Source organism: Gordonia sp. ABKF26 (assembly GCF_041103195.1).
Taxonomy (GTDB): Bacteria; Actinomycetota; Actinomycetes; order Mycobacteriales; family Mycobacteriaceae; genus Gordonia; species Gordonia terrae.
The window spans coordinates 4806672-4827893 of the sequence record NZ_JBGCVZ010000003.1 but is presented as its reverse complement, the minus strand read 5'-3'; the positions used below and the strand labels follow the sequence as shown (position 1 = coordinate 4827893).

At 66.7% G+C, this 21222-nt stretch carries 18 protein-coding genes; 10 read left to right on the top strand and 8 right to left on the bottom strand.

What is annotated here, in order from left to right:
• Positions 1-5: 5 nt before the first annotated feature.
• Positions 6-890 carry an alpha/beta fold hydrolase gene (locus tag AB4Z55_RS22295; RefSeq protein ID WP_354560518.1) on the bottom strand — a complete coding sequence of 295 codons (885 nt, stop codon included), beginning with the start codon at positions 888-890 and terminating at the stop codon, positions 6-8.
• Between the two features lie 219 nt (positions 891-1109).
• Here AB4Z55_RS22295 and AB4Z55_RS22290 point away from each other — a divergent pair, with 219 nt between their 5' ends.
• The 3 genes from AB4Z55_RS22290 (at position 1110) to AB4Z55_RS22280 (ending at position 2999) form a co-directional block, all read left to right on the top strand.
• Positions 1110-1382 carry an excalibur calcium-binding domain-containing protein gene (locus AB4Z55_RS22290; protein WP_369520567.1) on the top strand — a complete coding sequence of 91 codons (273 nt, stop codon included), beginning with the start codon at positions 1110-1112 and terminating at the stop codon, positions 1380-1382.
• 74 nt (positions 1383-1456) lie between these two features.
• Entirely contained in the window at positions 1457-2158 is a 702-nt protein-coding gene (locus tag AB4Z55_RS22285) for a DUF1275 family protein (protein WP_354560515.1), read from the top strand.
• Between the two features lie 10 nt (positions 2159-2168).
• The gene (locus AB4Z55_RS22280; RefSeq protein ID WP_369520566.1) at positions 2169-2999 is read left to right on the top strand and encodes a DUF2786 domain-containing protein; all 831 of its coding nucleotides are present in this window, start codon (positions 2169-2171) and stop codon (positions 2997-2999) included.
• On the opposite strand, the gene AB4Z55_RS22275 is transcribed toward AB4Z55_RS22280, so the two are convergent.
• Positions 2996-3937 carry a hypothetical protein gene (locus AB4Z55_RS22275; protein WP_354560513.1) on the bottom strand — a complete coding sequence of 314 codons (942 nt, stop codon included), beginning with the start codon at positions 3935-3937 and terminating at the stop codon, positions 2996-2998. The genes AB4Z55_RS22280 and AB4Z55_RS22275 overlap by 4 nt on opposite strands.
• A gap of 47 nt (positions 3938-3984) precedes the next feature.
• Between AB4Z55_RS22275 and AB4Z55_RS22270 the strand changes: the two genes are divergently transcribed.
• From AB4Z55_RS22270 to AB4Z55_RS22260, 3 genes are all read left to right on the top strand, one after another.
• Complete coding sequence (locus AB4Z55_RS22270; protein ID WP_369520565.1) at positions 3985-4503, top strand: TIGR04338 family metallohydrolase; 519 nt, start codon at positions 3985-3987, stop codon at positions 4501-4503.
• A gap of 99 nt (positions 4504-4602) precedes the next feature.
• Complete coding sequence (locus AB4Z55_RS22265; RefSeq protein ID WP_239402528.1) at positions 4603-5085, top strand: helix-turn-helix domain-containing protein; 483 nt, start codon at positions 4603-4605, stop codon at positions 5083-5085.
• Complete coding sequence (locus AB4Z55_RS22260) at positions 5037-5933, top strand: IS3 family transposase (RefSeq protein ID WP_369521038.1); 897 nt, start codon at positions 5037-5039, stop codon at positions 5931-5933. The genes AB4Z55_RS22265 and AB4Z55_RS22260 overlap by 49 nt, the downstream gene beginning before the upstream one ends.
• A gap of 84 nt (positions 5934-6017) precedes the next feature.
• On the opposite strand, the gene AB4Z55_RS22255 is transcribed toward AB4Z55_RS22260, so the two are convergent.
• The 3 genes from AB4Z55_RS22255 to AB4Z55_RS22245 all read right to left on the bottom strand — a co-directional run bounded on the left by AB4Z55_RS22255 (position 6018) and on the right by AB4Z55_RS22245 (position 11849).
• Complete coding sequence (locus AB4Z55_RS22255) at positions 6018-7631, bottom strand: cytosine permease (protein ID WP_004021723.1); 1614 nt, start codon at positions 7629-7631, stop codon at positions 6018-6020.
• Between the two features lie 116 nt (positions 7632-7747).
• Positions 7748-9760, bottom strand: a complete 2013-nt coding sequence (locus AB4Z55_RS22250; protein ID WP_239399892.1) for a hydantoinase B/oxoprolinase family protein — start codon at positions 9758-9760, stop codon at positions 7748-7750.
• 37 nt (positions 9761-9797) lie between these two features.
• Positions 9798-11849: a hydantoinase/oxoprolinase family protein gene (locus tag AB4Z55_RS22245; RefSeq protein WP_369520564.1), complete on the bottom strand. Its 2052-nt coding sequence runs from the start codon at positions 11847-11849 to the stop codon at positions 9798-9800.
• Positions 11850-12157: 308 nt separating this feature from the next.
• On the opposite strand from AB4Z55_RS22245, the gene AB4Z55_RS22240 reads away from it, so the two are divergent.
• Positions 12158-13690 (top strand): PucR family transcriptional regulator, encoded by a 1533-nt coding sequence (locus AB4Z55_RS22240; protein WP_369520563.1) that lies wholly within the window; start codon positions 12158-12160, stop codon positions 13688-13690.
• On the opposite strand, the gene AB4Z55_RS22235 is transcribed toward AB4Z55_RS22240, so the two are convergent.
• From AB4Z55_RS22235 to AB4Z55_RS22225, 3 genes are all read right to left on the bottom strand, one after another.
• Positions 13631-14749, bottom strand: coding sequence for a transporter substrate-binding protein (locus tag AB4Z55_RS22235; protein ID WP_239399886.1), 1119 nt, complete (start codon positions 14747-14749; stop codon positions 13631-13633). The two genes, AB4Z55_RS22240 and AB4Z55_RS22235, sit on opposite strands and share 60 nt — an antisense overlap.
• 95 nt (positions 14750-14844) lie before the next feature.
• A complete protein-coding gene (locus tag AB4Z55_RS22230; protein WP_033206350.1) occupies positions 14845-16872 on the bottom strand; it encodes a CocE/NonD family hydrolase in 2028 nt (675 codons plus the stop codon).
• 214 nt (positions 16873-17086) lie between these two features.
• Entirely contained in the window at positions 17087-18274 is a 1188-nt protein-coding gene (locus AB4Z55_RS22225) for a glycoside hydrolase family 76 protein (protein WP_354560506.1), read from the bottom strand.
• Between the two features lie 279 nt (positions 18275-18553).
• Here AB4Z55_RS22225 and rplJ point away from each other — a divergent pair, with 279 nt between their 5' ends.
• From rplJ to AB4Z55_RS22210, 3 genes are all read left to right on the top strand, one after another.
• On the top strand, positions 18554-19084 hold the full coding sequence (gene rplJ, locus AB4Z55_RS22220; protein ID WP_004019499.1) for a 50S ribosomal protein L10: 531 nt from the start codon (positions 18554-18556) through the stop codon (positions 19082-19084).
• A gap of 86 nt (positions 19085-19170) precedes the next feature.
• Positions 19171-19560: a 50S ribosomal protein L7/L12 gene (gene rplL / locus AB4Z55_RS22215; protein WP_004019500.1), complete on the top strand. Its 390-nt coding sequence runs from the start codon at positions 19171-19173 to the stop codon at positions 19558-19560.
• A 435-nt stretch (positions 19561-19995) separates the two neighbouring features.
• A complete protein-coding gene (locus AB4Z55_RS22210; RefSeq protein ID WP_064569568.1) occupies positions 19996-21222 on the top strand; it encodes an ABC transporter ATP-binding protein in 1227 nt (408 codons plus the stop codon).

Genomic DNA, 21222 nt, shown 5'->3' with positions numbered 1-21222 from the left:
CGGGGTCAGGCCGGCACGGTGGTGCGCAGGAACTGCAGCTGGTCGGCGACGACCTTCTCGAAGTCCTCGCCGATGTAGATGTCGAAGTGCCCGACCGGGTATCGGATGACCCGGGCTCCGGGTGCGCGCCGCGCGTAGGCGATCGTCGAGCGTGCCGGTGCCACCGTGTCCCCGTCGCACACGCACAGCAGGGTCGGGCAGTCGAGATCTTTCAATGCCCGGCCGGGTGAGTGCAACGGAATGGTCAGTCCGACCCGCGCGGCCACCTCGTTGGGCAGTTCGAGACCGTCGGGAACCAGTGGGAGATATCCCGACACCGCGTCCGGTGCGGTCATCAGCGCCGCCGATCCCGGTTCGCCGGCCAGGCCGACCATGACCGGCGGCCTGCGCAGTGCGGATCCGGCCAGATCCGCGAGTGCCCGAACGGTCACCTTCGCCCCGGACACCACGCCCAGGGCCGCGGTCGACGCAGGTCCGCTGGTGAATGGGCACTGGGAGATCACCGCTGCCACCCGGCCGTCGCGTTTGCCGGCGACGAGCACGTGTCCGCCGCCGAAGGAGGTGCCCCACAGCACTATTCGTGAGGTGTCGACGCCGGCGAGAGTTCGTGCGAAGGCGATCGCCGCGGCCCAGTCATCGAGCTGACGGCGAATGGACAGGAGCTGGCGCGGTTCGCCGTCGCTGTCCCCGAAGTGGCGGTAATCGAAGACCAGACAGGAGTATCCGGCTTCGGTGAACCGTTCGGCGAAGGCATCGAGCCGCATCTGCCGGACCCCGCCGAGGCCGTGTGCCATCACGATGACCGGGGCCGGTGTGGCTCCCTCGGGCCGGTACCACCATGCTCGGCACGTCGTGCCGTCCGAATCGAACTCGACGTCGTTCCTGATCATCGTTCCCCCGCTGGTCGATGTGTGGCCTGGGCGGACTTTATCAACACACGTTGTCATGCAACAGAGGCGGCGGCCCCCGCGACCGTGGACCTTGTTCGCTCGGCGTGTCCGTCGGCCGGACCAATCTTCGCGTCGAGCGCGTCTTTCATCGACCGGACCCCGTAATGTCACCTCGTCACGATGAGGTGTCGGGGGACACACAGAAGAAGGTCAAGCACGATGCGTTGCTCGCGAAAGATGGTTCTCGGATTCCTGGCCGCGGCGTCCATGACGGTCGCTCCGCTGATGGTGGCGGCGCCCGCCTCGGCGGCAACCGATTACGCCAACTGCTCAGAACTCAACGCCGACTATCCGCACGGTGTCGGCCAGACGGGCGCCGTCGACTCCACGTCGGGTACCCCGGTCACCACCTTCACCGTCGACGACGACCTGTACAACGCGAACTCCGAGTCCGATCGCGACAAGGACGGCATCGCCTGCGAGAAGCGCTGAGCGCGACCAGCGGCTGACGACGTCGCGGTCGACGTGCGCCTGCCGCCGGACATGCAGGCGTTAGATTCGTGCTCATGGCGGCCCGACTCGACAGGTTTCTGAGCAGCGCACACCCGGACATCGCGATCGCGGCCGCGCTGCTGTTCGTGGCCGGCTTGATCGACGCCATCGCGTTCTTCGTGCTCAAGGGCAGCTTCGTCGCCTTCATGTCGGGCAACTCCACCATCATGGGTGCCTCGGCCGCGGCGGGCCGGTGGTCGACCATCGCTCTCGTCGCCGGACTCGTGGTCGCGTTCTTCAGTGGTGCTGCCGGGGGTGCGGCGATCAGCCGCTGGGGCGGGAACCACGCTCCGGTGTGGATTCTCGGGGCGGTGACCGGCGCGCTTCTCGCCGGCACCGTCGTCGCGCTCACCGCGTCGCCGACCGCCGGGATGGTCGTCGTCGCGGTGGCCACCGGTGCGATCAACTCGGCGCTGTCGCACACGTCGACAGTGCAGGGCGGACTGACCTACGTCACCGGCACCCTGGTGAGGTCGGCACACGAACTGGTCGCGTCACTGGGCACCGATCGGCCGTGGGCATGGGTGGCGGTGTTCTGGATGTGGCCGGTGTTCGTGCTCGGCGCGGTGTGCGGTGGATTCGCCGAACGACACTGGGGTGTCGCCGGGCTGTGGGCCGGGGTCCTGATCGCCGCCTGCGCCCTGCTCTTGCGCGTCGTCGAGACGTCGTCTCGAGGCAATTCGCGCTCAGAGGGAACCGAACGGGCCGCTGGATAGTCTGAAACACATGCGCGACGACAAGCTGCTCACCCGGATCTCGGCCCTTCTGCGTCAGGCGGAGAACACCGACAACGAGCACGAGGCCGAGACCTTCATGCAGGCCGCCCAGCGGCTCGCGACCGCATCGTCGATCGACCTGGCCGTGGCCCGCGCCCATGATCCCGCGGCGCGCAAGAAGGTCACCCCCATCAGTCGGCAGATCGCCATCGGCGAACCGGGCAAGCGTGGACTGCGCACCTACGTGCAACTCCTCGTGGCCATCACCGCTGCCAACGACGTGACCGTCGACGTGGCGAGCAACTCGACCTTCGTCCTCGCCTACGGCTACGAAGCCGACATCGACGCCTGCGAAGCCCTCTACACGTCTTTGATCGTGCAGATGGTCGCTGCCAGCGACGCGTACCTGCGATCGGGGGCGTACAAGGGCGAGACGTTCGCGCGGGTCGTCACCCGGGGGAGCGGGTGGCGTGCCCGGCGGGTGATCGAGGAGAAACCGCTGTCGCCGATCACGGCGCGCCTGAACTTCCAGTCGGCGTTCGCCGAACGCATCGGCAAGCGTCTCACCGAGGCCCGCGATGCAGCCCGTGCCGAGGCCATCGCCGCCGAACGCGACTCCGGCGAGTCGACTCGTTCGACGGCGGTCGCGTTGCGCAACAAGGAGATCGAGGTGACCGACTTCTATCGGACGGAATCGAGCGCGCGCGGCACCTGGCGTCCGTCGAGCGCGTCCGCGGGATACTCGGAGGCCGCGCGCCGGGCCGGCGACCACGCGGGACGACGGGCGAAGATCGGTGCCGACCGGGAATTCGGCGGCGCCCGCGGCGCGCTCGAGGGTTAGGGCTCGACGCCGGCGGCGGAGTCCTCCGCGGGCCTCGCGCCGGGCCGGTCGTACCACGCCACCGACGGTTGCGGGACGAACGGTGTCGGGGTGCCCGCCCACCGCCGCACCCATCGGCCGACGCGCCCCTCGTCGGTCGCCGCGGCGTGCACGACGATGGCGGTGACCACCAGGATCAGTGCGAACACGAACAGCCAGCTGATCGCGACGAAGACGATGCCGAGGGTGCCGTAACTGCGGATCGTGCCCGCGGCCAATGTCGGCAGCGCGACGCGGCTACCGGCGAGCAGCACGGTGATGAGGAGGCCGGTGCCGAGTCCGTTGAGGACGAGCAGCTTCATCGGCACCTGCGACGACACCAGGAGCCGGGGGATGAACGTGAACGTGGCCGACCAGATCAGCAGGGTCACGGCGGCGACCAGCACGATCCCCAGGACGCCGTGGTCGCCGACATGCACGCCGAAGATCGAGGTGGCCTGCAGTCCGGTGGACAGGCCCTGCACGGTCACCGCCGCGGGAATGAGGAAGACGACGACGACCCACCGCCAGAAACTGCGCCACGGCAGTTTGGCGACGTCCCAGATCGACACATACATTCGGCCGAGGGCACGGGACAGGGAGGTGGCGCCGGCGATGGTCATCAGCGCACCGATGATGCCGAAGGTCGTGGCCGATGTCGGGTCGTCGATCGTGGGCGCGTCGAGACTGCTGGCGGGGATACCGAGTTCGGTGAGCGCGTCGTCGACGACGTCGGTGCCCGGCAGGGTGAGCACGAGGATCACGATCGGGAGGATCGAGGTGAAGGCCTGCGCTGCCAGCGTCATCGATCGGTCGGTGAGGTTCCCCCGGGCGATGTCGATGACGATGCGGAGCACCAAGGAGGCGCCGGGCAGTCGCATCACGCGCTCGCGAACTGCATCGAGATCGGGACGGCGCATGAACTCTCCCATCGGCTCCGGGTTCCGTCCTCATCATGGGCGATGCCGTGACTGAACGAGACGCCGGGCGCGCAAGATTCTACGAGGCCGAACACCTCGTGCACCGTCTGTTCGACAACGTGTCGTCGTCGCGGACGGTGCAGCTCGCCGGCACCGAGGTGACTCTCCCCGCCGAGGTTCGGTTCGCCTCGATCGACGCCGTCGACGACTACGTGCGCAGGGTGCTCGAGCTACCCGGGGTGCGGTCGAGCTTCGAGCGTGCGGCTCAACCGGTCTCGGTCCGCGAGCGGCGCGGCCAGCGGTCCGCGCACTACGCCGCCCGGGTTCGCAGATCCGACGGCGTGCCGGTCGGCGCCGAGATCGCCATCCCGTCCGCGGCCGAGGGGCGCTGGGCGCTGCGCGAACTGGTGGTGCTCCACGAGCTCGCCCACCACCTGGACGGCACGACCGGTCCGGCGCACGGACGCGGATTCGTGCTGACGCTCATCGAACTCGTCGGGCTCGTACTGGGGCCCGAAGCCGCGTTCGTGTATCGCGTCGTGCTGTCGGACTCCGGAGTCGGCTGACCGGCAGATCCACCGCCGATCGACAGGTCCACCCCCGGGTATGGACTGCTCCCCGGGAGTTGGACTGAAAATCAGTTTCGACTACCCGGGGAGAGTTGTATGCATCCACGTAGTTCGTTGTCGGTGGAGCAGCGTGAGCGGGCGGTAGCCTTTTTCGAGGAAGGTTTCGCTGATCGCTGGGTCGCTAGGAAGGTAGGCGCGTCACGCGATGCGGTGAAGACGCTGTATCAGCGTTGGCGAATTCATGGCAGGGGTGCATTGGTGGAGAAGCGAGTCCAGGGCACGTACTCATTCGAGTTCAAAGTCGCTCTGGTGCAGCGTTTCCTGGCCGGCGAGAACGCGCTCACGCTCAGTCAAGAGGCCGGCCTGTCCTCCCCTCAACAGCTCAAAGCGTGGGCGCGAATCTACCGTCGTGACGGCGTCGATGGGCTCAAACCCAAGCCGCGTGGCCGCCCTCGCACCCAGCCGGTCGAAGAGCTCAGCGAGCTGGAACAGTTACGTCGGGACAACGAGCGGTTGCGGGCGGAGAACGCATACTTGGGAAAATTGCAGGCCTTGAGGCAGCAGCACCGACGGTCCTGAAGGTTCACGCCGTCGTCTCCCTCAAGGCAGAACATCGACTGGGCGATCTGCTCGCCGCGGCTGGGCTGGCACGCTCGACGTTCTTCTACCACCAGGCCCGACTCGCCCGCCCCGACCCATGGGAACAGACCAAGGCCGCGATCAGCGAGATCTTTCACGCCAACAAGGGCCGGTACGGCCACCGGCGAGTACACCGCGAGTTGGTCAACAGTGGCGAGCAGATCGCGAAGAAGACCGTGCTGGCGCTGATGCGTCAGCTCGGTCTGGCCTGTCAGGTCCGCCGGCGTCGTTACGTGTCGTACCAGGGCCAGACCGGGGTCATCGCCGACAACCTACTCAACCGCGACTTCACCGCCGAGGCGCCCAACCAGAAGTGGGTCACCGACGTGACCGAGTTCCATATCGGCGAGAACAGGCTGTACTTGTCACCGATCTTGGACCTGTACAACCGCGAGATCATTGCCTACTCGATCAGTCGATCGCCGAATCTAGATCTGACCCACTCGTCTTTGCGGGCCGCACTTGCCACCCTCGAACCCGGCCAGCGCCCGTTGGTGCACTCCGATCAAGGTTTCCAATACCAGCACAAAACTTGGGGACGTTTACTCGCCGAAGCCGGTGCGCAGCAATCGATGTCACGTAAAGGGAACTGCTACGACAATGCCGTGATGGAAGCGTTCTTCGGACACCTGAAGGAGGAATGCTTCCACCACGTCACCTACCTCGACACTCAAGCCCTCGAGGCCGCCCTGCATGACTACATCCATTGGTACAACTACAACCGCACCTCCGAACGCCTCGAGGGTCTAAGCCCGGTGCAATACCGGACTCAGACCCTCGTGGCGTAACCTCCCGAATTACCAGTCCAACTCCTGGGGACCAGTCCAGGTACGGCGGTGGACCTGTCGACCAGTGATGGATGTGCGCGAGTCCTAACGCGTCGTCGCCTCCCGGTCGGCGGCTCGCTGGAACTCGAGATCGTCGGATGCGCAGGCCAGACAGATCGGCGCGTGACCCGCGGACGGGTCGCGGTCCATCTCGTAGGCGATGTAGCTGTCCTCGCAGCGATGGCACCGGATGCGTGCCTCCCACATGTCGTCGACCTCGTCGCGGGGATCGTGCGGACGCACCATGGTGAACCAGCCCTCGCGGCGGAACGCCAGAGCCACCGCATAGATGAGACCGGCCACGACGAACGCGATGGGTGACGCCCAGACGGCGCCGAAGGTGCCGCCGAACAGGACGAGTGCGATGCCGATCACGGACGCGACCGCCCACGCGCCCACGCCTGCTGGGTTCACCGTCGGGACTCGACCCGGACGGAACTCCAGCGAATCGGCCGGGATCCTGCGCAGACGCATCCAGCCGATGTGCGTCAGCGCGATGGCGACCCACCCCACGATGAGGACACCCTGGTACTGCAGGGAAGTGGTGATCCAGGACAGCACGTTGGTCAGCATCATCAGGTAGACGATCACCGCGACGACACCTACCCAGAAGGTCCTGGGCATCGAGAACTTGACGGTCCGGGCGAAGAAGTTCTGGAAATTGGTGGACGCCAGGTAGAAATTGCCGCTGTTGACCCGAGTCTGGCTGACGACGACCCACAGCAGACCCCAGATCCCCATCATGCCGACGATCCCGAGGATCGCCGACTCCTCCGAGAGAGGTCCGGCGATGGTGATGGTCTGGGCGAGGAACATCCCGACAGCCGCGTTGACCAGGAGCGTGACGACATAGAACGGGGTGCCGAAGGACACGCGGGCATTGAAGCCGGCATCCTGCGGGCGGCCGAATCGGGCGTAGTCCCAGGCCATCATGGTGACGACCCAGACGCCCATGTAGATGACGAAGGCATACCACCAGCCGGGCACCCCGAGATCGGCTGCGGCTTCCGGCTCATAGGTGAGCCAGTCGTTGCTGTAACCGTATTCGGCGATCGCCCACACCACGGAACCGACCAGTCCGATGACGTAGAGCGGCAGCAGGACCCCGTTGAGCCGGTCGAGCCAGGTGGCGACGCCGCGCCACGCCAGGGGCGCCTGGTATGCGACGACCACGAACGCCCAGAACGCGATCGGGAGACCACCGAAGTAGGCGTGCAGGGCCGATGCGACGATCGCACCCTCCGCCACCACGTAGTAAGCGATGGTGATCCCGAACAGGGCTGCGGCGAAAGCGGATCCGGCGCGACCGAACACGACGCGGGAGAACAGCGAGACGCTGGTCCCGGTCTGGTTGGCGAACTTGGCGGCGACGGAGTTGATGGCACCGTAGGCCACCACCGAGAGTCCGATGCCGATGAGGGCGTCGGTGGCGCCCACGGAGAGGGAGACGGTGGCGCCGACGACCACGAAGAACATCGCGCTCATCAGGCCGAACCAGGCCATCGACACCGACGAACGCGACGTTCGCCACGAGTTGGGCACGATGTGCATGGAGTAGTCCTCGGCGGCGGCACGAGCCAGGACCTGGGGATCGTCGGTGTAGGTGACGTCCAGGGGCGGAACCCCGCCCGCCCTGGAGGATGAAATATCGAGAGTCATTGCTTTCCTAGGTGTTCGAGTGGTGGTCAGATGCGAAGCCAGCGGCGGGTGGATGGCGTCGATGCCACCACCCGCCGCTGGGTGTCGTACGAATCGGTCCCCGGAGCGGGGGGATGTCAGACGGTTGCCGGCTCCGACACCGTCAGCGTGCCCGGGACGAAATCGACGGCGGGGTCATCGGTCCAGTGGATGACGGTGCGCCGCTGCAACATCTGCCGGAACTGGGACGTCGTGTTGGTGAGCACCGCACCGCTGCCCCAGTCCAGGATCACGCCGTACTGGCGGACGCAGTCCATCTCGTTGATCAGACCGGAGCGATATTCTCCGGAGACCGCCTCCGGGTCACGCTCGATCCATGCATGCCGATTGCTGCGGATGTACTCGCGCGCACCAATGGTGGCTTCGAGATCGACTTCGTAGGCGAAGATCTCGGGATCGACCTCCTTGATGACCACGCCGTAGTCCTTCTCCGCGCGGGCGATCGAGACGTAACCGTCGATGACGTCCTCCAGCACCGCGTCGACGTCACGCTGGAGCGGGTCGCCGAGGCCGCCGCCACCGGCCGATGGGCGGGTGAACTCGTCTCCGGACTTGATGGGGACCGCGGCGAAGATCGAGCCGAGGTATTGCTCGTCGTCGGTGCCCTTGTTGAGCCAGACGCCATGGGGGATCGACGGCAGGCCGCCCCACAGTCCCCAGGTGACCGACCGTTCGCGATCGCAGCAGTAGGACATGACGGTGTTGTCGCTGGCCCACAGCTTTCCGCCCTTCTCGGCGCCGAGTCCGCCCCGGAACTTACCGGGGCCGCCGGAGTCGGGCACCAGGTCGTGGCACGACGTCAGAACCGGGGCCAGCCGTTCCTGTCCCTCGAAAGGCTGTGTGCCGTACTGGACTCCGAAGACGGCTGCGGACGCGTTGTAACCGTCGGCGCCGTTGCGGGCGCCCCAGCCGCCCATCATCCAGTCGTACCACATGAAATTCGGATTGCCTTCTCCGCGTTGATCGCGACCGCCCACCAGGAGGTACTCCAGGTTGAACGTGCAGGCCATCGCGCGCTCGGGCTGGATGTCCGACCAGATCTCGAAGACCGAACTCATGATCTTCTCGAACGGGCCCGAGCAGAAGCCGGCACACGGTGACGGCCAGTCGGCATTGACCACCGACCCGAGCGGCCCGAGGTCCGCCGTCACGACGCGGTAGAACCCGGAATTCAGTGGGATGTCCGGGAATTGCATCTTGGTACCGGCGACGATGCCGGCGAACGACCCGCCGAATCCGGCGTTGAGCATCGACGAGATCGACGCGTGCGACTCGCTGAGGTCGTAGTGGACGGTGTCCCCGGAGATCGTCATCCGTGTCTTGATCGGGATGAGGCCTTCGCCGCGCGCCGGGTCCTGGTCGATGTAGTCCTCGGTGTACCAGACCCCGTCCGGGAGCTCGGCGATCTTGGCGCGGGTGAGATCCTCGACGTAGTCCTGCACCTCGGCCATCGCGGTCTTGATGGTCTCGACGCCGTACTTGTCGCACAGACGCTGGATCTCGCGCTCGGCCACGCGGGTCGCCTCGGCCTGTGCCTGCATGTCGCCGATGATGTCGCGCGGGTTGCGGGTGTTCTTCGCGATGAGATAGGCCACGTCCTCGAGGAACAGGTCCTTGCTCCACAACCTCGTCGGCGGGATCCGCAGTCCCTCACCCATGTGATCGAGTGCTTTGACGTTGAACGATCCGGGAGTGGCACCGCCGACGTCGGCCCAGTGGCCGTTGGCCTGGGCGTAGCCGAGGAGTTCACCTTGGTAATAGATGGGCCGGATGATTCGGGTGTCGTTGAAATGGCTTCCGCCCTCGTAGACGTCGTTGATCACGAAGACATCGCCGGGATGGATGTCGCCTTCGAACTGCCGGATGACCGCCTTGGCGGTGTAGTGCAGGGTTCCGACGTGGGCGGCGATGTCGCCGGTGCCCTGCATGACCGTGTTGCCCTCGGTGTCGCAGAGGGCCGAGGAGAAGTCCCGCGAGTAGATGACGAACGAGTAGCAGGTGCGCAGGATCTGTTCGGCCATCTGGTCGACGGTGTTGATGAAGGCGTTCTTCAGCACCTCGAAGGTGACCGGGTCGAGTGTTGTTGCCATGGTGTGGTTTTCCTGTTCTGTCAGAGTCGATGGGAGATCACTCGGCGGCGGTGAGCAGGAGGTTGCCCCACTCATCGACCCGCGCGGAGGTCCGCGGCGGGACGACGGTCGTCGAATCGAGCTGGTCGACGATGCACGGCCCGGTGAGTACGGCTCCGGGCGGCAGGCCGGCTCGGTCATAGACCGGCGTGGCCAGTCGTGCGACCTCGTCGGGGAACAGCACGTCCCGCACCTCGAGGGGTTCCGGGGTGAAGGTCTCTGGATCGACCAGGTCGGCGGGGGCCGCGTCCATCCGCGGCGTGAGTCCGATGGCGCGCAACGAGATCCGGTAGATCTCGACGCCGGTGTCCTCCGCCGCGAAGTTGTGCTCCTTGAGATGTGTCGCGTGGAAGGTCGCGACGACCTCGTCCAGGTTTGTCAGCGGCATCGAGACCGGCACCGCGATCGCCCGCCACTGTCCCTCGTAGCGCATGTCGAGGTAGTACTCGAAGAGCATGTCGTCGGGATCGACGTGCTCGGCCGTCAGACGCTCCCGTCCCTCCTCCTGCAGTTCGGCGAAGGTGGCGGTGAGGTGGTCGAGGTCGGCGCCCGCGGCGTCGGCGAGATACATCCGGGTGATGTCGTGCTGGATGTCGACCAGCATGCAACCCATCGCCGAGGTGACTCCCGGGTGCGGCGGGATGATGACGGTCGGGATGCCCAGGTCCTTGGCGAGATAGGCGGCGTGCAGGGGTCCGGCTCCGCCGAAACCGACCAGCGCGAAGTCCCGCGGGTCGTGGCCCTTGCGGATGGAGATCAGGCGGATCGCGTCGGCCATGTTGGCGTTGGCGACCTTGATGATCGACTGGGCCGCCGTCTCGACGTCGAGACCCAGTGGTGCCGAGATCTTCTCCAGGGCGGCCCGCGCCATCGACTCGTCGAGCTCCTTCACACCGCCGGCCAGCTTCTTGCCGACGGTGCCCAGGATCAGGTTGGCATCGGTGTTGGTGGCGAGATCCCCGGACGCGCCGTAGCAGGCCGGCCCGGGGTCGGACCCCGCGGATTGTGGACCGTTGCGCAGCGAACCGGCGTCGTCGAGCCAGGCGATCGAACCGCCTCCCGCGCCGATGGTCAGCACTTCGATGCTGGGGAAGCAGATCGGGTGGCCGAACGCGACGCTCCACATGTTGGTCGTTGCCAGCACGCCGTTGTCGGTGAGCGACACGTCGGTGGAGGTCCCGCCCATGTCGAACCCGATCGAGTTCTCGAACCCGCACGTGCGGGCGATGTGTCGACTCGCGATGGCTCCCGCCGCGATGCCGGAGGCGGCCAGGCGGGCGCCGTATTTCTCGGCCATGGTCGGGGTCATGACCCCGCCGCCCGAATGGAGCAGTAGGACGTCGTTGTCGTATCCGGCTTCGGCGAGCCGGCCCTCGAGCGTCCGGGCGTAGGGGCCGATGATCGGGACCAGGGCGGCGTTGGCGACCGTCGTCGAGAACCGCTCGTACTCGAAGATCTCCGGCAGCACATCGCTCGAGGTGGTGATCGACACACCCGGCAGTTCCTCGGCGAGGATCTCGGCCATCCGGTTCTCGTGGGCGGGGTTGGTGAAGGAGTTGACGAAACAGACTGCCACGGTCTCGATCTCGCGTCGGCGCAGGATGCGGGCGACCTCGCGCGCGGAGCCCTCGTCGAGCGGCTCGAGGACGGTGCCGTCGTAACCGATCCGTTCGGGAACGGTCAGGCGGTGACGACGCGGGACCACCGGCGGGGCGACCTCCTGGTACGGGTCCCAGGACTCACGGTCGCCGCGCCGGATCTCGATCACGTCCCGGAACCCCTCGGTCGTCACCAGCGCGACCTTCGGGAACTTCCTCGTGATGAGCGCGTTGGTCGCGATCGTCGTTCCGTGCGAGAAGAATTCGACATCCTCCCACGCGACGCCGGCCTGCTCCATACCGGCCAGCACGCCCTCGATGGGATTGCTCTGGGTCGGATACTTGGCCGTGACGATCGTGCCGTCGGACTGCTGGATGAAGACGTCGGTGAACGTCCCACCGATGTCGACGGCGGTGCGGACCTTGTCGGTCCGGTTGATGGCTTTCGTCATGGGTACTTCCTCGTGGCTCAGCGGTCTCGGGACGCTCATCACGAAACCCGGCGCGGCGCCGTCGAACAATTGGCTCACCAGCCAGTGGTGCGGCGCGCAGGGCTGGACGGACGCACGCGGCCGACCGGCCGCGAGCACGCGACCTGCACAAACCGTCGTACTCGGCGCGTAACGCGGATGTGTCCGACATGGACCGGAAACGTGATGTCACACAACGGAAACAACGACGATGGTGCCCGGTCGGGTGGTGAGAACGACTGCGAGCGCCGATAATCGACGAACACCGATGGCGGCGAGGAGGCGATGGGATGGCGACCGTGGGCGACGTCGTCATCGGCGTGGGTCTGCTGTCGGTCACGCCGGGGGCCGCCGGGCGGACGCGACACGTCGAGGTGTCCGGCACCTGCGAGGCCGGTCGGATCGAGCCCGCGGACGTCGGCGCGGGCGACATCGTGCACATGGGGTCGACGGGATGGCCCGCTGCGGGCGCGCCGGAGGTGTTCGCGGCGACCCTGCGGCAGCGCGCAGCGGCCGCCGTGGTGGTGGACACCGACGACGACAACCTTTCCGCCGAGTTCGTGTCGGCCTGCGTGAGTCACGGTGTGCCGATCTACATGCTCCCCAGGACCAAGACGTTCCGTGACGTCGAGGTGGTCGTCACGCCGCATGCCGTCGTCGACGACACCGTCGGCGAATCCGGTCCGGTGGCCTCGATTCTGGCGTCCCTCGGAGCGTTTCACCGCGCGTCGGGCATCAGCGGGGCGGTGCTCCTCGACGGCGCGGTCCTCACCGCATCGTCGGCGACCGTCGATACCGATCTGCTGAGGAAGACCACCGCGTTGACCCCCGCCGTCCTGCATGCGATCGGTGGAACCGCGGCGGCCCTGCACATCACCCTGCCGAGGTCTGGTGCGGCGCTGGTCCTCTCGAACCCGCGCCGCCGACCATTCGAATCGACTCGGGTCCGCAAACTCGCGAACGACATCGACGCCGATGCGCACCTGCTGCGGGTGAACCGGGCGATGCGCAGACCGTTGGAGGGGGGCCTCGTCCGCGAGCTGATCGAGGCGCGGATCCCATCGTCGGCGATGGATTCGTGGGTGGGGTCCTTCGGCTACGGGCCGGGCGATCGCGTCCACTCGGTGGCGGTGGTCATCGGTCCGCACAGCGACACCTCGTCGGCGCGGGTCGTCGACGCCCTGCACGACCTGGGTGCCTGCGCCGGGTTGGCAACCGTTGCAGCAGCACATGACTCGGTGGCCTACGCGCTGATCAAGACCGGCACGGAGAAAGACTCGGTGCCACCGGCGGGACGCGACTTCGACGCACATCTGCAGGTGTTCACCGACGTCTTCGTCGCCCGGCACGCCGAGCTCGCCGTCGGCGGCAGCTCCTACGTCATCCGGAGCAGCGACGACCTGACCAGGGGGCTCATCAACGCGCGACAGATGGCCGAGCGGAACTCCCGCGCCGACGACGAGTCGCCGGCCACGATCGCGCTTCCGGTGCCGCTCGCCGCGACATTGCTGGCCGGTGACCCGGAACGGTCGGCGGAGCTGCGCCGTTCGCTGCTCGATCCCGTCCTCGCCTACGACAGGGAGAAGGACACGAGCTACGTGTCGACCCTCAGCACGTTCTTCGCGCTCGACTGCCACTCCGGCGCGACGGCCAACGAACTGGGCATCCACATCAACACACTGCGATATCGGCTGTCGCGCATCGAGAAGCTGACCGGACGTGGCTTGCAGTCGATGGTCGATCGCACCGACTACTACCTGGCCCTATGCGTCGGCGAGACGTCCCGCGGACGGGGGGACCGGAGCCGGCGGCCGACTCCCTGACCACCACGGATCGGGCTGGCGTGCGGCGAAGTCGGCGATGACCTCGTACCTGCCACCCGCGGCACGACCGACATAGGACGGGTGCGAGCTGTAGTGGTTGGCGCGGAAGAAGAACGGCGCGCCTTCGGGATTCTCCTCGAATCGGATGCCGATCAGGGCGCGGGACAGGGCGTCGACGTCGAGCGATCGGGCCTGCTCGGCGGCCAGCGCGAGCGCGTGCACCGCGTTGAAGGCCCCGACCTGGGCGGCGTGACTCCAGCGCTGGCCCCGCACGTCGGCCAGCTCGCGCCGGAACGTGTCGTTCACCGGCGACGACAGCTCGGCGAAGTAGGTCGCGACCATGTAGTGACCGTCGCTGACCGCGGTCGGCATGTGGGCCAGGTCCAGCTCGGTGGTGACGGTCGCCGCGATCGGCATCGTGTCCGCGGTCAATCCGCCGAGGTGGTACTGGGTGTAGAAGGCCGTCGTCGAGTCGGCGCCGACGAGATTGCAGACCACCACGTCGGGTCGCACGCGTCCGATGTCGTCGATGATCGATTCGAACCTGGTCTCTCCGAGGGGTGCATAGCGGTCGCCGACGATCTCGATCCCGAGGCTCCCGGCGAGTCGGCGGATGGCTTCGGCCAGAACCCGCGGATAGATGTAGTCCGAGCCGGCGATGTATACGCGCCGGCCGAGAGTGCCGGCGATCCACGCGAGATAGTCGGCGACGTACTGGTTGGGTGCGGCACCGCAGTAGAAGATGCGCGAGTCGGTCTCTTCGCCCTCGAAGTAGGTGGGATACATCAACAGCGAGGCGTTCGCATGGATGGCCGGGGTCAGCGCCAGGCGTGCCGCCGAGGTGTACCCACCGACGATGGCGTCGACGTTCTCGGTGGTGCACAGATGATCCACCCCGCGGGCGGTCGACGACACCTCGGAGTGGTCGTCATAGATCGCGACCTGGACGTCCGAGCCCAGAACGCCACCGCGCGAGTTGATCTGGTGGACCGCGAGCATCGCCCCGTCCAGGATCGACTGCTCCATCTCCGCCTGGGCGCCTGACAACGAATACAGCATGCCGAGTCTCACGTCGGTCCCCGATCGGCGCGATCCGTGTGCATGGCAGCCACTATGCCAGTTGGGCCGCCCCTCGGCTTGTCCGGCGAATGCCCTCAGCGCAGCCCGTCGCCGGCCAGCAGCGTCAGGTGGCTCGGGTGGTCGGGGTCGAGGACCAGACGCTGATGGCGACGCCCGCGTGCCTTGATGAGATCGGGTACCAGGGTCAGGTAACGCGGCAGGCTCGCGGCGTAGACATCGACCCGGAGACGATGGCCCGGCTGGAGGACCGCATCGGTGGGGACGAGGTCGACGTCGATGCGGATCGCTTCGTCGGCGGGTACGGGCAGCTTGCGCTTGCGGGACAGGTAGTGGTGCGCCGAGAGCAGGCTGCCGTCGTCGGCGTAGGTCGACTTCGACTGGTCCAGAGCGCGATTCGACGCCGACAACGCACCGTTGGTCAATACGACCGACGTGCCGTCGGGAGCGACATCGTTGACGGTCACCGCCCAAATGGCCTCGTGTGCGGTCGTCGCGACGTTGAGCCGGAGGTTCATCGCGCCGCTGATCGGGGTGGCCTCGCCGACCGGCTCCGTGGTGAACGACAATGCGCCACGCTCCTGGTATCGCGCATCCCGGGCGAAGTCGGCGCCGAGGGCGAGCGTCGCGCCCGCGGTCACCTGGGTCATGTCGCGGGAGCGGAGGCCCCGGCTGTCCGGGCGCACGTGCAGGGACGACACAGACTGTGCGGGAGCGGTGCTCAGTGAACCGTCGTGGACGCAGTGATCCGCGGTCGACGACGGTTCGCCGGTCAGGTAGAGCCGGGTCGGGGCCACCCCGGGACGGGGGAAGCTCTGCCCCGCGGTCCATGCGCCACCCTGCTGCAGCATCGTGACCGGCCCGTAGTACTCGATCCCGTTGCGGTGTCCCTTGAGCCAGCGGTCGAACCACGCGCGTTCGAGGACGTCGAGGCGTGGCGGCGCGAACTGCCCGCCGTAGCCCGACCCGACGTCGAGGTGATAGCCGTCGCCGACGATCATCTGTTTGCGGCCCGGCTCCATCTGCAGACGTTCGTACACCCCGGTTGCGCTGCGGCCGAACAGATCATGCCAGGCTCCGACGGTGAAGGTCGGCGCCTCGATGCGGTCGACGATCGGGTCGCGGTCATCGAAGTACGGGTCGTCGAAGATGCGGGGATCGCGTGCGGTGAGGAATCCCCACAGCAGCGAGGGGATCTCGGTGGCCGGGGACTTCACCCGATCGATCGCCCAGCGCACCGCGTCACCGCGCACGAGGTCGCGGATCACGTTGGCGGGGTTGGGAACCCACTTGAGCATGTTGACCGCGGACAGCCACACCGGGATGAAGGCCGACGGCATGCCGCCGGTGATGTAGATGTCGCGCACCAGGTCGTCGCACCCCTCGACGGCGAACACGGCCTTGAGTGCGGCGGGCCGCTTGTCGGCGGCCTGCAGCGAGTTGATGGCGGAGTACGACCAGCCCGCCATCCCGACGGTCCCGTCGCACCACTCCTGCCCGGTCACCCAGTCGATGACCTCCACCGAGTCCTGTTGCTCGCGAGGACCGAGGATCTGCCATTTGCCGAGGCTCGCACCGGTACCGCGGACGTCGACGACAACCTGCACATACCCGCTGCGCACCAGGTTGCGGTTGATGCCGAAGACGTCGAAGACGCCACCCGACAGCGTCTGCGTCAGCGTCGTGAGGCCCTCGAGGGCCGTTCCGGTCCCGTCGATGGAGCGGGAGGCGGTGTGCAACGCCTTCCCGAGCACCGGCGCGTGGAGGGTCTGGTCGATGAAGTCGATGGCCGCGCGGTTGTACGGGTTGATGTTGATGACCGCGGGGTACGGCGTGAGGACCGTCTGACCGAACCGGTTGGCGGGCCGGATGACCGTGGCGCGCAGGACCACCCCGTCACTCATGGTGATGGAGACGTCGCGGTCGATGACGACCCGAGGGTAGAGCTGCTTGCCGTCGACCTGCTCGCGCCAGCGGATGCCGTCGGCGCCGCCGGTGGGATCGCCGAGGGGGAGGGTGCCGAAATGCGGCGCACCGGTGGTGCGGGTGCGCGTCGACGGAACGACACGTGCGCGCGACCGTGTGGGATCCAGCTGGTACGTCATGGTGCATCACCCTGCCTGGGATGAGGTGACGCACCCGCGGGTTGTTGCACGGATCGAGACGGCCGGGTGGACACCGACACCCCGTCGTGTCGGTCGCTTGCTTCCCGGCCCGTCCGCTGGCTGCGGATTACAGTGTGGTCCAGGTCACTTCACGCATTTGCTGAAGGATAACTCAGCGTCGATATCGGATGGCTAACGAGGTGGCGTCTTTTGGTCATGGGCGAGTGTGTTCCTGGTCACATTCGGGTAAACCAAGGTCGATGGCGGCGGCCGCCTCGAGCACCATCCACGCCGACAGCTGGACCGACAGGTCTCGCTCCGGGATCTCCGACGGATTGACCGCACCCTCGACGAACTGGGCTTTTGCCCCGTTGCCGGTCGGGATCACCGCTTGCCGGCGCCAGTCGCTGGAGAACACCGCGTGGCCGGCGACCTCGCGGCGGTTGGCCCATGCGGCGTCGGCGCTGCGGGTGACGATCCGGGCGGCGCGCTCTCGCAGGTCATCCGAACCGTCGACGTCGGGCAGGTCGGTGGCGACGAGTGCCAGGTAACGGGCCAGCACGCCGTGGAAGAGCCCGCCGTCCCCGCCGCCGCCTCCGTTGATCACCCCGTCGGTGCAGGAGTGGCGTTCGACGGCGCCGAGGAGCCGGGTCAGACGGTCGAGGTGCCGACGATCTCCGGTCGCACGCAACGCCTCCAGCTCGGCGCCCAGGACGACGCCCTGACAGTAGGTGTAGGTGCCGGTCTCGGGCTTCAGCGAACCGTCGGGAAGCTTCTTGAGTCCGTCGATGACCAGATGGGTGTCGGGATCGATGAGGTTGGCGTCCATCCAGTCGCACATCGCCACCGCGCGCTCGACGTGACCCGTGCGCGCCAGCAGGATCGCGGCCGGACCGTTGGCCGGCGCGTTGAAGAACTGATCGGCCTTGCGCCACGGGATTCCGCCGCCGTCGTCGGGCACCCACGCGTCGAGCATCTGGCCGGCGAGGGTGCGGAGTCCGCCCGCGTGGTCGAGGTGAAGGTGACGGTCGGCGCGTTCGATGGCGAGGCCGAGCCAGGCCATGTCGTCGTAATAGTTGTTGGTCCAGCGGCCGCCGTTGCGGATTCGGATGCCGCGCAGCAGCCGGTTGACGTCGTCGGCGACGTCGGGGTCGAAGGAACGGTCCGCTCCCACTCGGTGGATCGCGGCGTCGACGAGGAGGTCCACGAGGTGCGCGTGCCACCAGTAGTGCCAGGATCCGAACTGCGCCTGCATTCGTCCGATCGGCCATGCCACGGCCGCGGCGCGTGTCCCCGGCAGCCAGAACGCGCGTTGCAGATGCCGGTCGTAGACGGCGCTCGCGGCGGCCGCTGCGCGGCCGTTCGGGTCGTGCCGGTCCGGCGATTTGGATTGTTCGTCCACGTCCGCGTAGCCTAGTCGTCGATGTGATGCACACCCGTGTGTCGTATCGGTTCAACCAGAGACCGTTGGTCGTCGGGATTTCCCGGACGAAGGCGCGACGAGGTCGCCGGCCCACGCAGGATGAACGAGGAATGTCGCCCCACACGAACAGTGTGTGCGGTCACGCCCCGTGCCTGTGTGCCGGGGCGTTTGTCATCTCCGCCCTCGATCGCCTCCCGTTGCCCGTCGCTCTCTTGTTGGACTCGACCAACTCATAGTGACGAGGAGAGGAGGCGAAGTATGGCCAAGTCCGAAAAGGTCGCCGCAGTTGCGGAGATCGCGGAGCAGTTCAAGAGCTCCACGGCGACGGTTGTCACGGAATACCGTGGCCTGTCCGTCACCCAGATCAGCACGCTGCGACGTTCCCTCGGTGAGGGTGCAACCTACTCCGTCGCCAAGAACACCCTGGTGAAGCGTGCCGCTGCTGAGGCGGGCGTGGAAGGGCTCGACGAGCTGTTCACCGGTCCGACCGCCATCGCCTTCATCGAGGGTGAGCCGGTCGTGGCCGCGAAGGCGATCAAGACTTTCGCCAAGGACAACAAGGCGCTGGTCATCAAGGGCGGGTACATGGACGGCCGCGCGCTGTCCATTGCCGAGATCGAGCAGATCGCCGACCTTGAGACCCGTGAGGTCTTGCTGGCCAAGCTCGCCGGTGCCATGAAGGGCAACTTGGCAAAGGCTGCCGGTCTGTTCAACCAGCCGGCTTCGCAGGTGGCGCGCCTGGCCGCGGCCCTGCAGGAGAAGAAGAACGAAGCCGGCGAGACCGAATAGGTCGCCCGCCGCACCACCGCAATCCCCGAACCGTACGGGGATGAACACCAAGCCCCGTACGGGGACATACAGGAAGGACGCCGATCATGGCGAAGCTCACCGCTGACGAGCTCATCGATCAGTTCAAGGAACTGACCCTGCTGGAGCTCAGCGATTTCGTGAAGAAGTTCGAAGAGGTCTTCGAGGTCACCGCGGCTGCTCCCGTCGCCGTCGCCGCTGCCGGTGCGCCGGCTGCCGGTGGCGCCGAGGCTGCTGCCGAGCAGGACGAGTTCGACGTCATCCTCGAGGGTGCCGGCGACAAGAAGATCCAGGTCATCAAGGTCGTCCGCGAGGTCGTCTCGGGCCTGGGCCTGAAGGAAGCCAAGGACCTCGTCGAGAGCGCTCCGAAGGCTCTGCTGGAGAAGGTCGACAAGGAGGCCGCCGAGGCTGCCAAGGCCAAGCTCGAAGAGGCCGGCGCCAAGGTTTCGGTCAAGTAAGACCGAGTCACGCGCAAGCGTTCACGAGCCCGGGACAGCATCGCTGTCCCGGGCTCGTTGCTGTCCGAGGGGTCGTAACGCCGAGTTCGGTTCGTTCGAATCAGTAACAGACATCACGTCGACACCCCGCCCGCCGAGCATCGTCCGGCGGGCGTCGGGTCGTCGATCCGATGTTCCGCAGGTGGAGCCCAGGTCTGCGGTGGCCGTCACATCGGGGGCCGTGACCCGACTTCCCTCACCGCGAACCATCGGATATTGTCATCGTCGCGGCGAGAGTTACCGGGCGGTAGGTTTCCCCGCAGCCAATGCTGAGAACCATGCGGTGGCGTTGTGGGGTGGGTCAAGTCGGTTAGAGTGACCGCAACCACAAATGCCACCGGTTGGTGCGCGGTCACACCGTGGCCGCCTCGGGGGCAGCGATCGTCTGGAGGAATTGTGGGTGTTGAGGTCAGCGTCGAAGGACTCACCAAGTCGTTCGGTTCGCAGAACATTTGGCGTGATGTCTCTCTGACCCTGCCGGAGGGGGAGGTCTCCGCGCTGCTGGGTCCGTCGGGTACCGGTAAGTCGGTGTTCCTGAAGACCTTGATCGGTCTGCTGCATCCCGAGCAGGGGTCGGTGATCATCGATGGCACCGACATCACGCAGTGTTCGGCCAAGGAGCTCTACGAGATCCGCAAGCTGTTCGGTGTGCTGTTCCAGGACGGTGCGTTGTTCGGGTCGATGAGTTTGTTCGACAACATCGCGTTCCCGCTTCGTGAGCACACGAAGAAGAAGGAGAACGAGGTCCGCGACATCGTTATGGAGAAGATCGACCTCGTCGGTCTGACCGGTGCCGAGGACAAACTCCCGGGTGAGATCTCCGGTGGTATGCGCAAGCGTGCCGGTCTGGCGCGTGCGCTGGTGCTGGATCCGCAGATCATTCTGTGTGACGAGCCGGACTCGGGTCTGGATCCGGTGCGTACCGCGTATATCTCGCAGTTGTTGATCGACATCAACGCCCAGATCGATGCGACGATCCTGATCGTGACGCACAACATCAACATCGCGCGGACGATCCCGGACAACATCGGCATGTTGTTCCGCAAGGAGTTGGTGATGTTCGGTCCGCGTGAGCAGTTGCTGACCTCGGAGCAGCCGGTGGTCAAGCAGTTCCTCTCCGGTGACCGGTTCGGTCCGATCGGCATGTCGGAGGAGAAGGACGAGGCGGTGCAGAAGCAGGAAGAGGCGATGCAGGCCGCGGGTATCTCCGGTGGTGGTACCAAGGAGGACTTCACCGAGATCATCCCGCAGGTGCAGCCCAATCCCGGTATGCCCGAGCGCAAGGCGATCGCCCGTCACCGCGAGCGCGTCCATCAGATGCTTCCCGACCTGCCGCAGAACGCCCAGGAGGCGATCCGCCGCAGCCAGGAACAGGAAGACCAGATCCGCGAGGAGAGCCGCGCCCACGCCGACAACATGGCGAACGGCAACGACCCGGGCGCGAACAACCAGGGCGGCAATGAGTGGACCCCCGCGCAGGGAAATGTGGCGGTCGCGGATTCCAAGACCGACGTCATCGACTACGGCGGCAGTGATGCCCCGACCGAGCAGTGGCACACACCCGGTGATGCACTGACCAAGCCCAGCCATCGTGCTGATGGGAACGAAGGGCGGAATCCCTAA